This window comes from Pseudoalteromonas sp. TB41 (assembly GCF_000497975.1).
GTDB lineage: Bacteria > Pseudomonadota > Gammaproteobacteria > Enterobacterales > Alteromonadaceae > Pseudoalteromonas > Pseudoalteromonas tetraodonis.
Map to the genome: position 1 here is coordinate 17,215 of NZ_AUTH01000082.1, position 14,841 is coordinate 32,055.

Here is a 14,841-nt window from a genome sequence, read left to right on the forward strand (position 1 = left end):
ATGTCGTTTAATTTATTAAATATTGCTAATTCAGGAATAAGAGCAAACTCTGAGTTATTGCAAACGACAAGTAAAAACATCGCAAACGTTAATACTGAAGGGTATGTACGAGAGCGCACTGAATTTACTACCATGATTGATAATCAGGTGAGCCGCGGTCAAACGTACCGGTTATTAAATGAGTTTGCACAAAAGCAATTAAACCGAGATACCTCAAATAAAAGCTTTTTTGATCAATTTGTTAGCGAGGCGAGTCGGGTTGATCAAATTTTTTCAGAAAAATCAAACAGCTTATCAACTAGTATCAACTCGATGTTTAACAACGTGCAAGAAGCACTTAACCAACCTTCATCTACGGTTGCTCGTTCATTGGTGATGAGTGATGCGCAAAATCTGATTGATCAAATGGACCGGCTTGCAGGTATTGTTTCAGAGCAAAAAGCAGTGGTTAATGAGCAATTAGAAATATTTTCTGAAGAGGCGAATACGTTAATCGAAAGTATTAGTTCGTTAAATCAAGAAATTGCGGGTGTTCATGGCACTAAAAACGAAGCAGATGCTAGCTCAGCTTACAATGAGCGTGATAAAGCAATACGTGATTTATCAAAACTAATTGATATAGAAACACTCGATGGCCCTAATGGTGAAAAACAAGTATTTATGGGCACAGGTGAAGCGGTTGTTATGCAAAATGGTTCATTTAACTTGTTTTCGATTAGTGGCGATCCCGATGCCAATTTTAAAGAGTTACGCTTAGATGTAAATGGTGGCCAAGCCGTTCCACTAGAAATAGATGCCACTAAACTCAAAGGTAAAATTGGTGGCTTATTGGCATTTAGAGACGATATTTTGGTGCCTGCACAAAATCAAATAGGTCAGATGGGCATTGCGCTTGCTGATTCGTTTAATCAGCAAAACCGTTTAGGAATGGATGCAAACGGTGAGCTTGGAGGAGATATTTTTGATATCCCAACGGTCAGTGCTTTTGTTTATCAAGCAAATACCGGAACAGCTAATATGTCAGCAACCGTTGAAGCTGGTAAAGGCAGTGAACTACCAGCGAGTGATTTTGTGATCACCTATACGGGGAACCCTAACGAAGTAAGTATTCAGCCAATAGATAATAAAGGCGAGCCTTTAGGCAGTGCATCGTTAGCTGTTATTCCACCGAGTGGCATTATTGACTCTGCGGCAATCACCAGTGGGGAGTCGTTTGGTTTAGAGCTAAACGTAACCGGAGCTGGTAATGCCGGTGATCAATTTCAGATAAAACTTAATAGTGGCGCGGCTGGCAATATATCGCTGACAACAGGTCGAGGAGAAGACATTGCATTGGCCTCTCCAATTAGAACAGCAGACGGGCTTGATAATACAGGCACTGGGACTATTTCACCGGGTGATGTGAGCGATGTAACTACCGGCAGTTTTACAAACCCTTTAGGCTTAGCAAATGGTCCTATTAACATTGTTAAAACTGCTAATGCTAACGAATATCAACTTACTGATGGTAATGGTACAACCACGTTTACGGTTACACCGCCTGCTAACAATATTTTGGCGCAAGCAGGGCCTCCTTATAATGGCTATGGTTTTGACTTTAATATTGAAGGGGTACCGGCTACAGGTGATACCTTTAATTTAGAATTTAATGAAGGCGGTTTTGATGATAACCGTAATGGTCAAAAACTCGCTGACTTACAAAATAGCGATTTAGTACGTCAAAATGTGGTAGCAAGTGCCTCAGCCGATAATCATAAAACCTTGAACCAGGCCTATGCTGGATTAGTAACCGATGTTGGTGTAGTAACCAGTCAAGCAAAAACCAACGGGGCGGCATTTGATGCTTTAGCACAGCAATCAGAAGCCTGGTATGAATCGTTATCCGGCGTAAATTTAGATGAAGAGGCAGCTAATTTGCTGCGTTTTCAGCAATCTTATGCTGCATCGGCTCAAGTACTGTCTGCAGCACGTTCTATTTTTGACACTTTACTGAGTGCGGCGAGGTAATTATGCGTTTATCAAATAATTTAATGTATCAAAATAACATTAATAAAATACTTGAGAATCAACAAAATGTAGCTGGTGCGCAGGAGCGCGTTACGACAGGTCAAAAATATTTGAGTACCTCAGAAAACCCTGCTGCTATTTCGCAGGGTATGTTGTACACCAATAAAATAGAAACTAATGAGCAGCTGACGAAGAATATTAACCAGCTAAAAGGGCGTTTAGAAACCGAAGAAAGTTTATTACAAGGTATGAACGACACTATTTTAGAAGCGCAAATGTTAACTATACGAGCGGGCAATGGTTCGTTAGATAAAGGTGATTTGGCTTCGGTTGCCAGTGAACTAAAAGAATTGCAAAAATCGCTGCTTAACTTAATGAATAGTCAATCTGAAGGGGGGAAATACCTTTTCTCTGGCTATCAAGACGATATTCAAACTTATACATTTAATAGCACTAATGGCAAATACGAATACCAAGGCGATCAAGGCCAGCACGAAGTAACCATTGCAAAAGGCGTTGAGATCAAATCAAGCGATAATGGCTTTAATGTATTTGAACGAGTTGATGCACGTCTTGATGTGGTATCGAATGGTGGAGCGCCATCAGGCGGTATTACCGCTGGAACTGTTTATGTTCAAAATCAAGGTGAGTTTGATCGTTTTCATAAAGATAATTATAACTCAGACCCAGATCCGCTTATTTCTCCGACGATCAATACCTATAATGTTAACGTGATCCCTGGTGCGACACCCTCAGCGCCAGATCAATATGAAATATTACGTGATGGCACACCGCTCGTACCGCCTGTTACTGGTGAGGTAACCGACGAACCAATTGAATTTGCAGGCATGGAAATTCAACTTGAGGGGGCGGCACCCGGGCAGCTAGATTTTACCCTTGAAAAGCCAGGTAAAGAAAATGTGCTTAATACGCTTGAAGATCTGATCACTAGTCTAAATGACGAACAACTTGATGGAGCGCAAATTAACCAAGCGTTATCGGATGGCTTAATTCAGCTTAAAAATGCCAGTGAGCAAATTGTGTTTACTCAGGCTGGCCTAGGTGGGCGTATGAACGTGGTGGAGCGTGTGACCGATTCAAACAGTGCTCTAGATATTAATAATCAAGAAAACAGAGCGAGCTTAATTGAAATTGATCCTGCTGCAGCTATTAGTGAACTTACTAAACAAGAGTCTGGTTTACAGGCTTCACAAGCGACTTTTGGTCGCTTGGCTAAACTTTCATTATTCGATTATTTATAAATACCATCCAAGGCAGGTTATTACTATACGAGAAAAGTAGGTAATAACTTGCCTTAACGAAGCGGCAAAAAACTGTCACCCCCTTTTTATCTTCTGTCAAAAAATCGCTAACTTCTAATTTAAAGCCGCAATAAGTGTTATTTAGTTGTTTTAAAACATAGGGTTAATCTTTTTTTACTAGTTGGCACAAGTAATGCATTCAACTAGTCATAGACAGTGTGGTTTTTGCTTAAATATTTTGAACCACATTCTGATTGAAACTAGGAGATGGTAAAATGGCTTTAAGCGTAAATACAAATGTTGCATCACTTAATGGGCAACGCAATCTATCTAAATCTAGCATGGCACTTGAAACCTCAATGCAGAGACTATCATCTGGTTTGCGTATTAATAGCGCAAAAGACGATGCTGCAGGTTTACAAATTGCCAACCGACTAACGTCTCAGGTTAATGGCCTAACGGTTGCTCAGCGTAATGCCAACGATGGTATTTCTATGGCGCAAACTGCTGAAGGTGCAATGCAAGAGTCAGCAAATATTCTGCAACGTATGCGTGACTTATCACTGCAATCAGCGAATGGTTCAAATAGTGCGGTTGACCGTGCATCACTGCAAAAAGAAGTAGCAGCCCTGCAACAAGAGCTCACTCGAATTGCAGATACCACTAAATTTGGTGGCACCAGCTTACTTGACGGCACTTTTGGTACTAAACAGTTTCAGGTAGGTGCAAATGCGAATGAAACCATTAATGTAAGTTTACGTAATGTTGCTGCCGATGCTATTGGTTCTAATGAAATTGATGGGCCAGGTACTGTATTTGGTGTAGTTGCCGCAGGCAGTATGGCCGCTAACGAAGTTGTATCTGCTGGTTCACTAAATATTAATGGTACTGATGTGGCTTTCGGGGCTAATGATGGCGCCGATGGGGTTGCTAATAAGATTAATTCAGCCGCGTCAGGCGTTACAGCCGAGGCTCGCTTAGAGGTAGTTATTGGTGGAGTAACAAACCTTGATAATGCAACAATTAATATTGGTGATGATAACTATGATTTAGGCACATATGGTGGCGAAATGGCTCGTTTAGCTGAAGATATGGTTGCTGATGGTTATGATGCAGTTTACGACTCTGATGCTGGAACGATTACGCTAAAAGCAACGGGTGTTGATGGTATTGAATCTGTTATGGATGCAGGTACTCCAGCTGGTGGATTAACGTTTGACGGAACTGCTGCAGCTACAGCGGCGGCTTCAAAAACGTCAGAAATTAATTTGTCATCACCGAATAAAATTGGTATTTCAAATGATGGTTCAGCGAATGAGCTAGAGATGTTTAATGGTGCATTGAGTGAGTTATCATCGGTTGAAGCGATAGATATTAGTGGTACAACTAGTGAGGGGGCTCAATCGGCAATTCAAACAATTGATGCTGCATTGGCACAAATAGATACTCAGCGTGCCGATTTAGGTGCGGTGCAAAACCGTTTTGGCTTTACTATTGCCAACCTTGCTAACGTATCTGAAAACGTGTCAGCTTCGCGTAGCCGTATTCAAGATACCGATTACGCGCTTGAAACCGCAACGTTAACTAAAAACCAAATCATGCAACAAGCAGGTACTACTATTTTGTCTCAGGCAAATCAGTTACCACAGGCCGCATTAAGTCTTTTAGGTGGCTAATGCCAGCTAGTTATAAAAAAGCCAAGCAAATATGCTTGGCTTTTTTATTTGTATTTCAATCAATTAAAAGTTTTTACTGTTTTTTTTAAAAAAAAGCTAAAGGTAATTTTATAACGGCCGTTAACTTAATTAGAACGGAGCTTGAACAGATTTTTATTGTGATGGCTCTTGGTTAAAATCAATTAGTTACATTACGAAAGTAATCAGGAGTTATAACATGGCTTTATCAGTAAATACTAACGTTGCATCATTAAATGCACAAAGAAACTTATCAAAATCTAGCGAAGCATTAGGTACATCAATGCAACGTCTTTCATCTGGTATGAAAATTAACAGTGCGAAAGATGATGCGGCAGGTCTACAAATTGCGAACCGTCTTTCTTCACAAATTAATGGTTTAGGTGTTGCACAGCGTAACGCGAATGATGGTATCTCAATGTCGCAAACTGCTGAGGGTGCGATGCAAGAGTCATCAAACATCTTACAACGTATGCGTGATCTATCTCTACAATCAGCTAATGGTTCAAACGATGCTAACGCTCGTGCAGCACTACAAAAAGAAGTGGGCGCATTACAGCAAGAGCTTACTCGTATCGCTGAAACGACTAAATTTGGTGGTACAAGCTTACTAGATGGTTCGTTCGGTACTAAACAATTCCAAGTGGGTTCAAACGCTAACGAAACAATCAACGTAACTTTGCGTGATGTATCAGCAGATGCGATTGGTGCAAATGAAATTGATGGTGCTGGTTCTGTATTTGGCGCAGCTGCTGCAGCTGGTGACATGGCTACAAATGAAGCTATAACAGCAGGTACGCTTAATATTAATGGTGTCGATGTTGCACTCTTAGCTGATGATGGTGCTGATGGTGCTGCAGCAAAAATAAATGCTGCTGCTACAGGCGTAGTTGCTGAAGCTCGTCTAGAAGTGACTATTGCTGGTATCACTAATACAGATAACGCTACGATTAATGTTGGCGATGACAACTATGATTTAGGAACGTATGGTGGTGAGATGTCTCGCTTAGCTGAAGATATGGTTGCCGATGGTTACGATGCAGTTTATGACTCTGATGCTGGAACGATTACGCTAAAAGCAACGGGTGTTGATGGTATTGAATCTGTTATGGATGCAGGTACTCCAGCTGGTGGTTTAACATTTGATGGAGTAACTGCATCTACAGCAACGGCTTCAAAAACATCAGAAATAAACTTATCATCACCGAACAAAATTGGTATTTCTAATGATGGAACTGCCGATGAGACTGAGTTGTTTAGTGGTTCTACAAGTTCTTTGACATCAGTTGAAAGTATTGATATTTCTGGGGCAACAAGTCAAGGTGCACAAGATGCAATTCAAACAATTGATGCGGCGCTTGCGCAAATTGATGCACAACGTGCTGACTTAGGTGCGGTACAAAACCGTTTTGGTTTCACTATTGCTAACCTTGCAAACGTATCAGAAAACGTATCAGCTTCTAAAAGCCGTATCGAAGATACAGATTACGCTGCAGAAACGGCTAAACTGACTAAAAACCAGATTATGCAACAGGCTGGTACAACAATCTTAGCTCAGTCTAACCAGTTGCCACAGGCAGCACTTAGCTTATTAGGTTAATTTAACAATAAGCTCTATACTTAACTACTAAGGAAGGGGCAACCCTTCCTTTCTTGTATAGGTATAAAGCTTTATATCGCTTTATAGTAGGAGCGAATTATGGAAACGCAAAGTTTAAATCTAAATATCAGCTCAGCGCAAAAAGGTGAGGTTACCTCAAGTTACCAAACCCCATCACAAGTTAAGCAAAATGCTGATGAACAAAAGAATACACCCATCACCACCACTGCAAGTAATAGCGAAATTTCTAAAACTGAGTTATCACCTGAAAAACTAGAGAAGGTGGTACAGCAATTGCAGGACTTTATGGGCGAAATGAATCGCAGCCTTCAGTTTAAGGTCGACGAAGATTCTGGCCGTAATGTTATTAAGGTGATTGATAAAGAAAGTGGTGATTTAGTTAAGCAGTACCCGTCTGAAGAGGTATTAGGTATCGTTGCTAAATTAGCGGAAGCCACCGGTGTATTGGTTGATTTTAAAGTTTAGTTTTCAGTAATTTAAGAGGGTAATTATTATGGATATTTCATTTAAAGGTATAGGTTCAGGGCTTCAAGTTAATGAAATTGTAACTGCTTTAGTGAATGCTGAAAAAAGCCCTTACCAAGCTCGAGTAACTAAACAGCAAGCAAACTTTACTACCGATATATCTGCAGTAGGTACCCTAAAAGCCTCTTTGGAAGAGCTTAATGGTTCACTAGAATCATTGGGTGACATCGAAAACTTTCAAAAGCGCACTATCAGTGGCAGTGACGACTTTGTTTCTTTAAGCTCTGAAAAAAACGCGCAAACCAATAATTACTCTATTAAAGTTAATAGTTTGGCTGAGAACCAAAAGCTAACATCAAATGCTATAGCTGGCGATGAAGCGGTGGGAGAGGGTAAGCTCACGATTAGTTCTGGCTCTAACAGTTTTGACATAAATGTGTCAGACACAGCAAAGCTGGCTGATATACGTGACGCGATTAATGACTCTGCTGACAATGATTCAGTTAATGCTACTATTATTACCGATGATACGGGGCAGCGATTAGTGTTATCAAGTAAAGAAACCGGCGCAGAAAACGCAATAAAAATTGTAGTTGATGATGTCGGTGATGGTGGTAATACAGACTTGTCTGGCTTGTCTCGTCTTGCGTATGATAGTGATACAACATCAACAACGTATGCTGAAAACTTAAACGAAGTAACAGCAGCGACGGATGCTTCAATTACGATTGATGGGACGCTTGTTGCGACAAGCAGTACAAATGAATTTAAAGATGTCATTGAGGGCGTCACCATTAATGCCAAAAAAACTCACAATGCAGACGATGATTTAAGTAAAGCAACTATCACTGAAAATAATAATAATGTTGCTGCTGGATTAAAGTCGTTTGTAGAGAAGTTTAATGCATTTATTGATTTATCAAATCAGCTCGGTCGCTCTAGCGCTGAAGAGGGCGTTGGTGCACTTGCGGGTGATTCATTACTTAGAGGCTCTGTAAACCAAGTACGCTCGATGTTAACATCTGAATTTAGCACGGGTAATGGTAATACCGACTTTTTAGCTAACTTTGGTATTAGAACTGAGCGCTCAGGTAAGTTAAGTATTGATTCTGACGCTCTTAAAGCTGCCGTAGAAAGCGATCCACAAGCTATTCAAACGTTTTTTGTTGGCGAAAATGACGGTGATGGTTTTGTTGGCCAGTTAGATACTGTTATTAAAGGTTATACGGCCTCTGATGGTATTTTTAGTTCACGTATTGAAGGGCGTGAAACACAACTCGATAAGCTACAAGATGAAGTTGATGCATTTAATAGCCGAATGAAAAAGTATGAAGAGCGACTATATAGCCAATACAATGCCATGGATATATTAGTTGCTAACCTAAACTCGACAGGAGGTTACTTGCAGCAGCAATTAGCTAACCTACCGGGTGTGGCTAAAAAGTCTAGCTAAACAATTAACTTTGTTTAGCAAATAAAGCCTGGCTTATGAGTCAGGTTTTTTTATGTTTGTTCGATTGTTAGTAACTAACTGTGTTGTTTTATAGTGAGGTTTGAGGAAATAAAAATACAGAGTGAAAAATCTGCTTAATCACTCTGTAAAGGGGAATAAAATAGGGGGTTAGCTAAGGCAAGAAGTGTTTTTAAATATTAGATTTATACTTATTTACAGCTTTTTTATTTTTTTGATTACCAACTATTTTAACCGCTAATAGTTGCTTTTGATTATCTATTTTAACAGATAGCTGTTCTATTAGGTTAATTAAAAACTCAAGTTCAGTAGCTGAATAATGAGTTTTTTCTCTAGAAAGTGAGCTACTTATGTGAATATCAAGTTTATTATGAATATTCAGCGCTTGCTCAATATCCCAATCTTCTGAGTCAGCAATCAAACTTACTAGCTCATTGCAATATGCTCGAGTCTCACTATCTTTAACTTGTGAGCTTGTAACCCGATTTAAAGACATTACAGTTGTGGTTCTCTTTGTTCGAATGGAATTGCTTCCCAGCCTGACTTAATCTCTTTAATTAAGGTAATTACTTCATCAATTTTATCAATGTTGTTTTCAAGGTTTGCAGTTAATAAGCAACGCTGACAGTAATCGTACAAAGAGTCTAAGTTAGTTGATACTTCATTATTGTCTTCAAAATTTAACACTTGCTGCAACGCACCAAGTAGCACAATACAATCAGAGATTGCGTTGCCTTTTTTTTCTAACTCTTTACGTTCAATAAATCCTTTTGCAGCAGAGAGCTTGCCAACAATATTTACAAACACGAGTTTGACTTGATCATAAGGTGTCATCTCTTTAACGCTGCTAACTGTTATTTGACGGTATTTATTGATTGATGCATGAGCCATAGGTAATTCCTTAAATTTTAATTACATGTTCAGAACTCTAAGCAAGTTTAGTTCCAACATAAGTTTGACTATTACTTTATCGGCCAAAACAGTCACACCTTTAAATAATAATAGCAGTTTTTATGAGTTTTTACTGTGTGAAATCGTATCATTGAAAATCGCATTATATGTCGTTTAATTCATCCTAAGTATGTATGTCACTAAAACTACCCAGGCAATTAATAGTTATAAAGTATTGACTTTGTGCGGCCAGTGTCTGTTTTTTGGCGTTAATGTCAAAAAATCGCCGCTATTGCTTGCATCCAAACCCAACTGGCTTACAATTTGATTAATAAAACAAATTAGTGAAATAAATGGCTCGCTAAAGATGATCTTAATTTTAGATAATAATAACAATCGCTCTATTGGATTATACGCATCGCTTACTTTTATTGGTGAGGCGGTACAGTTGCAAACAGAAGCTGACTTTGAACAGGCATGTAGCCACTATCAAAACAAAGAATGTATTGTGGTGTTAGGTGCTTTGCAGTCTTTAGATCACGAAAGTTTAATTAAACGATACCCAACATTTCCTTTTTTACTCATTGGTGAAACGCTTAAACCTTTGTTGAGTTTGGCTAATGTTGTGGGGTTGATATGTGAGCCATTTACTCATGAAATAACCACACAGCTGTTACACGACTGTCAGCAATATCAGCGCATGTTGCCGCATGAACATAAAAATAATAAAGAGAAAAGCACCTTTGATGGTCTTGTTGGTGAAACCAAAGCCGTAAAAGATTTACGCTTTTTAATTACGCAGGTTGCTAAAACCGATGCTAACGTACTTATTTTAGGTGAGTCGGGCACAGGTAAAGAAGTAGTTGCCCGAAACGTACATTTGCTTTCTAAGCGTAACAAAGGCCCATTTGTACCAGTAAACTGTGGGGCAATTCCTGCAGAGCTACTAGAAAGTGAACTATTTGGTCATGAAAAAGGTGCATTTACCGGCGCTATTTCAGCACGTAAAGGCCGGTTTGAATTGGCGCAAGGTGGCACCCTATTTTTAGATGAAATCGGCGACATGCCACTGCAAATGCAGGTTAAGTTACTGCGAGTGCTACAAGAGCGCAGCTATGAGCGCGTTGGTGGTACTAAAGCGATTCAAGCTGATGTGCGTGTTATTGCCGCAACCCACCGAGACCTTGAAAACATGATAGAAAAAGGCTCATTTAGAGAAGATTTATACTATCGTCTCAATGTTTTTCCTATTGAGAGCCCATCTCTTGCTCAACGCGCAGAAGACATACCATTACTACTTAAAGAGCTTATGCGCCGCGTAAATGAGCAAAGCGGTACTACGGCTAAGTTTACAGAGCGTGCTATTGATAGTTTAAAAGAACATTCTTGGCCGGGTAATATCCGTGAGCTCGCGAACCTAGTTGAGCGTATGGTTATTATGTTCCCAGATAAGGTGGTGGATGTTCCTGACTTACCTAACAAATACCGCTACATTGAAGTTGAAGCCTATGAGCCTCAGTATCCAGAAGAACTGATGGAGCGTGATGCGTTTAATGATATTTTTAGCGGCGGATTTAGTGAAGACGAAATAGATCTCGAAGATGATTTTGCTCAAGCGGCCCCTGGGTTATTGCCCGATGAAGGTATTGAGCTTAAAGAGTACTTAGCTGAGCTTGAAATTAACTTAATCACACAGGCATTAGAGCGCTTTGATTACGTTGTCGCCCGTGCTGCTGAAGTACTTGGCGTAAGGCGAACCACACTGGTCGAAAAAATGAAAAAATATAACTTGTCTAGGGATTAAGAGCAAAGTGCAGGTGTTATATTTTAGGTATTAGGTATTAGGTATTAGGTATTAGGTATTAGATATTAGGTTAGAAAAACTAAACACCGGTAGTTACACTGAATCCGTTACAGGTTCTATTTTTTAGCAGGTTTACCCCACGTCTGCGTTGGGTGCCAACTTACTGTTTTTTGGGTAAATATAACAATTAAAGGGTTAAAACCAAAAAGCCTAAAGTTATGCTATTTGCTTAACCTTTAACCTTTAACCTTTAACCTTTAACCTTTAACCTTTAACCTTTAACCTTTAACCTTTAACCTTTAACCTTTAACCTTTAACCTTTAACCTTTAACCTTTAACCTTTAACCTTTAACCCTAACTTTTTAACTTCTTCCTTCCTAAAACAGTTATTACTATGATCGTTAACCATTCCGCACGCCTGCATGTAGGCATACACTGTGGTTGGGCCTAAAAACTTAAAACCGCGCTTTTTTAAATCTTTTGCAAATAACGTTGATGCTTCAGTAACTGCAGGGTAATCCGCAAGCGTCTCTAAATCGTTTACCTGAGGTTTATTACCAACAAACCGCCACTGGTAATCACTAAAGCTGCCAAACTCTTTTTGAATAGCAATGAAGCACTTTGCATTATTAATTGCTGCGGCTATTTTTAAGCGATTGCGAACAATTCCCGCATTTTGCATTAATGTTTCTAGGTCCTGCTCAGTAAAGGCCGCTACTTTATTTACGTCAAAGTTGGCAAAGGCATTTTTATAATTCTCACGCTTTTTTAATATGGTGTACCAGCTGAGCCCCGCTTGTGCCGATTCTAATGTCAAAAACTCAAAAAGTAGGTGATCGTTATACACAGGTACGCCCCATTCATGGTCATGGTAATCCACGTAGTCTGGTTTTGAAGTATCTAACCATGGACAGCGATACTGAGCTTCCTCTTTCATGCTTATTCCTTAGCGCGTCATTTTTACGGCACGTATTTTAACTGTTTAAATTGTTGATATTATAAGGAAATAATTTTGGTACATATTGTGCATTATCCAGTGTATCTACATTATTTTAGAGAGTTGATTATGGCCCTTGCAAGTGTGCTAAAACCTCAGTTTATTTCTGCTAATCAGTATAACCCATGTTTACTGCAAGAGGAGTATGTTGGTGAGTTGAGTGATTTGCGTCAACAAGCAAGTTGGCTCTCTCATCTGGTTGATACCATGCCTGCGGGCGTGATTGTACTTGATGGTAAAGGAATGATCGCTAAGGCAAACCAAATAGCTATCGATATGCTCGGCGAGCCATTAGAAGGAGAGAAGTGGTTTAGCGTTATTCAGCGCTCATTTCGTCCTCATCAAGATGATGGTCATGAAGTGTCGTTAAAAGATGGACGCTTAATAAAGCTCGATATTACTGCACTCGCGCCTGAGCCTGGGCAACTTATACTAATGACCGATTTAACCGAAACCCGACGCTTACAAAAGCGAGTCGCGCATATGCAGCGTTTAAGTGCCTTAGGTAAAATGGTGGCGTCTTTGGCTCATCAAGTACGCACACCGTTATCAGCGGCTATGTTGTATGCTGCAAATTTAGGCTCAAAACGCTTATCCGAAGCTTCTCGCGGCAGTTTTCATACTAAATTAATGTCACGTTTAAAAGATTTAGAAACCCAAGTAAACGACATGCTGTTATTTGCTAAAAGTGGTGATCAGCAAGTTGTTGAGCAAGTGTCGATGCAACAGCTACTAAGTGAAGTTAAAGCCGGTGCCGATGCTATGGTAGCGCTCAATGATAGCGAATTAAATGTGAGCTTACCTGAACCCGATATTGAAATTATGGGTAACAAAACAGCATTGGCTAGCGCAATTCAAAATCTTATTCATAACAGTATTCAAGTCATTGGCAATGGCGCACAAGTACATCTTAGTGCTTTGCGTGATAAGCAAAACGCTGACTTTGTGCGCATTAGCGTTAGTGACAATGGTCCAGGTATTGACCTAGGCCAGAGCGAGAAAATATTTGAACCCTTTTATACCACTAAAAGCCAAGGTACTGGTTTAGGACTTGCCGTTGTAAGTTCAGTGGCCAGTGCACATCAGGGACGTGTTGAAGCAAACAACAACCCACAAGGGGGAGCAATTTTTAGTATGTTGCTACCTATTAGTGTCACATCTAAATTAGGGGAGTCACAATGAGTAACACTATTTTAGTTGTAGAAGATGACGCCGGACTTCGTGAAGCATTAATTGATACGCTTGAAATGTCAGGTATAGCCTGTATGGCCGCCAATAGTGCCGAGCAAGCCATGGTGCTACTAAAAAAAGAAGCATTTTCATTGGTGGTCAGTGATGTACAAATGGGCGCAATGAGCGGCTTGGATTTATTACGTAGTATTAAATTAAATTACCCTGATTTACCCGTACTAATGATGACGGCCTACGCCACTATTGATGATGCTGTAGAGGCTATGCGTTTAGGCGCGATTGATTATATGGCTAAGCCATTTGCACCAGAAGTGCTATTGAATATGGTGAGTCGTTACTTACCAGAAAAAGAAAAAGAAACAGACGGTCCTATTGTTGCCGACCCTAGTAGTATTCAACTACTTGAACTTGCAGGTAAAGTTGCTCGTTCAGATGCCAGTGTGATGGTGCTTGGGCCAAGTGGCTCTGGTAAAGAAGTACTGGCGCGTTATATTCATGACAAATCAAAACGCTGTAACGAACCGTTTGTAGCGATTAACTGTGCTGCTATTCCTGAAAATATGCTCGAAGCCACTTTATTTGGTTATGAGAAAGGCGCGTTTACCGGTGCTATTCAAGCTTGCCCTGGTAAGTTTGAACAAGCACAGGGCGGTACTATTTTACTTGATGAAATCACCGAAATGGATTTAGGCTTACAAGCTAAACTACTGCGGGTATTACAAGAACGCGAAGTTGAGCGTTTAGGCGGTCGTAAAACCATTGCACTGGATGTACGTGTGCTTGCCACAAGTAACCGAGAGTTAAAAGAAGCGGTTGCTGAAAACCAGTTCCGCGAAGATTTATACTATCGACTCAATGTTTTCCCACTGCTGTGGCGACCACTGTGTGAGCGCCCAGGGGATATTATAGTGCTGGCTAAACATTTGATTGAACGTCACTTAAGTAAAAGCAAAGAGCCAATGGCGTACCTAGATACAAGCGCTGAACAAAAACTGCTTAGCCATAGCTGGCCCGGTAACGTACGCGAACTAGATAACGTTATCCAGCGAGCATTAATTTTACGCAGTGGGAATAGTATTGATGAGCATGCTATTTTTATCGAAAATCTAGCCCCAACGCATTTTGTGGTAGAAACTAAAGCTGACATTGAGCCTGTAAAAAGTAGTCTCAGTAACGCTTATTATGATGAAAAAGCAGCGCCTGCAGATGAGCAAAAAAATGATTTGTTAGCCGTCGATACAGGTAGTTACAAAGATGAGCTTAAAGATAAAGAACATCGTATTATTTTAGAAACCTTGGCACGCTGCCAAGGAAAACGTAAAGAGGTCGCCGAAACCTTAGGTATTAGCCCGCGTACTTTACGCTACAAATTAGCACAAATGCGTGATTTAGGTATTTCCCTCCCAGCATAACCCCCATAAGCCCTAAGTTCAATCAC

Annotated in this window: 12 protein-coding genes; 9 read left to right on the top strand and 3 right to left on the bottom strand. The window is 40.1% G+C overall.

Features of this window, described 5'->3' with window-relative positions; genetic code table 11:
• The 6 genes from flgK to fliD all read left to right on the top strand — a co-directional run bounded on the left by flgK (nt 1) and on the right by fliD (nt 8,502).
• Nucleotides 1-2,007, top strand: coding sequence for a flagellar hook-associated protein FlgK (gene flgK / locus L641_RS0112085; protein ID WP_024602014.1), 2,007 nt, complete (start codon nt 1-3; stop codon nt 2,005-2,007).
• A gap of 2 nt (nt 2,008-2,009) precedes the next feature.
• A complete protein-coding gene (gene flgL, locus L641_RS0112090; protein WP_024602015.1) occupies nt 2,010-3,269 on the top strand; it encodes a flagellar hook-associated protein FlgL in 1,260 nt (419 codons plus the stop codon).
• 275 nt (nt 3,270-3,544) lie between these two features.
• Complete coding sequence (locus tag L641_RS0112095) at nt 3,545-4,945, top strand: flagellin (protein WP_024602016.1); 1,401 nt, start codon at nt 3,545-3,547, stop codon at nt 4,943-4,945.
• Nucleotides 4,946-5,162: 217 nt separating this feature from the next.
• Nucleotides 5,163-6,563 carry a flagellin gene (locus L641_RS0112105; RefSeq protein ID WP_024602017.1) on the top strand — a complete coding sequence of 467 codons (1,401 nt, stop codon included), beginning with the start codon at nt 5,163-5,165 and terminating at the stop codon, nt 6,561-6,563.
• 99 nt (nt 6,564-6,662) lie between these two features.
• Nucleotides 6,663-7,049: a flagellar protein FlaG gene (locus L641_RS0112110; protein ID WP_008112160.1), complete on the top strand. Its 387-nt coding sequence runs from the start codon at nt 6,663-6,665 to the stop codon at nt 7,047-7,049.
• Between the two features lie 28 nt (nt 7,050-7,077).
• Nucleotides 7,078-8,502 carry a flagellar filament capping protein FliD gene (gene fliD / locus L641_RS0112115; protein ID WP_024602018.1) on the top strand — a complete coding sequence of 475 codons (1,425 nt, stop codon included), beginning with the start codon at nt 7,078-7,080 and terminating at the stop codon, nt 8,500-8,502.
• Nucleotides 8,503-8,692: 190 nt separating this feature from the next.
• Here fliD and L641_RS22335 read toward each other — a convergent pair whose 3' ends face one another.
• Both L641_RS22335 and fliS read right to left on the bottom strand, forming a co-directional pair.
• The gene (locus L641_RS22335) at nt 8,693-9,016 is read right to left on the bottom strand and encodes a hypothetical protein (RefSeq protein WP_024602019.1); all 324 of its coding nucleotides are present in this window, start codon (nt 9,014-9,016) and stop codon (nt 8,693-8,695) included.
• Nucleotides 9,016-9,411, bottom strand: a complete 396-nt coding sequence (fliS, locus tag L641_RS0112125; protein ID WP_008112168.1) for a flagellar export chaperone FliS — start codon at nt 9,409-9,411, stop codon at nt 9,016-9,018. Before fliS ends, L641_RS22335 begins: the two co-directional genes overlap by 1 nt.
• A 367-nt stretch (nt 9,412-9,778) precedes the next feature.
• Between fliS and L641_RS0112130 the strand changes: the two genes are divergently transcribed.
• Complete coding sequence (locus L641_RS0112130; protein ID WP_008112169.1) at nt 9,779-11,215, top strand: sigma-54-dependent Fis family transcriptional regulator; 1,437 nt, start codon at nt 9,779-9,781, stop codon at nt 11,213-11,215.
• 334 nt (nt 11,216-11,549) lie between these two features.
• Here L641_RS0112130 and L641_RS0112135 read toward each other — a convergent pair whose 3' ends face one another.
• Nucleotides 11,550-12,152: a DNA-3-methyladenine glycosylase I gene (locus L641_RS0112135; protein WP_024602020.1), complete on the bottom strand. Its 603-nt coding sequence runs from the start codon at nt 12,150-12,152 to the stop codon at nt 11,550-11,552.
• A gap of 129 nt (nt 12,153-12,281) precedes the next feature.
• Here L641_RS0112135 and L641_RS0112140 point away from each other — a divergent pair, with 129 nt between their 5' ends.
• The gene (locus L641_RS0112140) at nt 12,282-13,394 is read left to right on the top strand and encodes an ATP-binding protein (protein WP_024602021.1); all 1,113 of its coding nucleotides are present in this window, start codon (nt 12,282-12,284) and stop codon (nt 13,392-13,394) included.
• Complete coding sequence (locus L641_RS0112145; protein ID WP_024602022.1) at nt 13,391-14,815, top strand: sigma-54 dependent transcriptional regulator; 1,425 nt, start codon at nt 13,391-13,393, stop codon at nt 14,813-14,815. Before L641_RS0112140 ends, L641_RS0112145 begins: the two co-directional genes overlap by 4 nt.
• The last annotated feature ends 26 nt before the right edge of the window (nt 14,816-14,841 follow it).

Excerpts from the sequence above, each read along its gene's own strand:
- L641_RS0112140 (WP_024602021.1), top strand. The coding sequence starts at position 12,282 with ATGGCCCTTGCAAGTGTGCTAAAACCTCAGTTTATTTCTGCTAATCAG.
- fliD (WP_024602018.1), top strand. The coding sequence starts at position 7,078 with ATGGATATTTCATTTAAAGGTATAGGTTCAGGGCTTCAAGTTAATGAA.
- L641_RS0112095 (WP_024602016.1), top strand. The coding sequence starts at position 3,545 with ATGGCTTTAAGCGTAAATACAAATGTTGCATCACTTAATGGGCAACGC.
- fliS (WP_008112168.1), bottom strand. The coding sequence starts at position 9,411 with ATGGCTCATGCATCAATCAATAAATACCGTCAAATAACAGTTAGCAGC.
- L641_RS0112145 (WP_024602022.1), top strand. The coding sequence starts at position 13,391 with ATGAGTAACACTATTTTAGTTGTAGAAGATGACGCCGGACTTCGTGAA.
- L641_RS0112105 (WP_024602017.1), top strand. The coding sequence starts at position 5,163 with ATGGCTTTATCAGTAAATACTAACGTTGCATCATTAAATGCACAAAGA.
- L641_RS0112130 (WP_008112169.1), top strand. The coding sequence starts at position 9,779 with ATGATCTTAATTTTAGATAATAATAACAATCGCTCTATTGGATTATAC.
- L641_RS0112110 (WP_008112160.1), top strand. The coding sequence starts at position 6,663 with ATGGAAACGCAAAGTTTAAATCTAAATATCAGCTCAGCGCAAAAAGGT.
- L641_RS22335 (WP_024602019.1), bottom strand. The coding sequence starts at position 9,016 with ATGTCTTTAAATCGGGTTACAAGCTCACAAGTTAAAGATAGTGAGACT.
- L641_RS0112135 (WP_024602020.1), bottom strand. The coding sequence starts at position 12,152 with ATGAAAGAGGAAGCTCAGTATCGCTGTCCATGGTTAGATACTTCAAAA.
- flgL (WP_024602015.1), top strand. The coding sequence starts at position 2,010 with ATGCGTTTATCAAATAATTTAATGTATCAAAATAACATTAATAAAATA.
- flgK (WP_024602014.1), top strand. The coding sequence starts at position 1 with ATGTCGTTTAATTTATTAAATATTGCTAATTCAGGAATAAGAGCAAAC.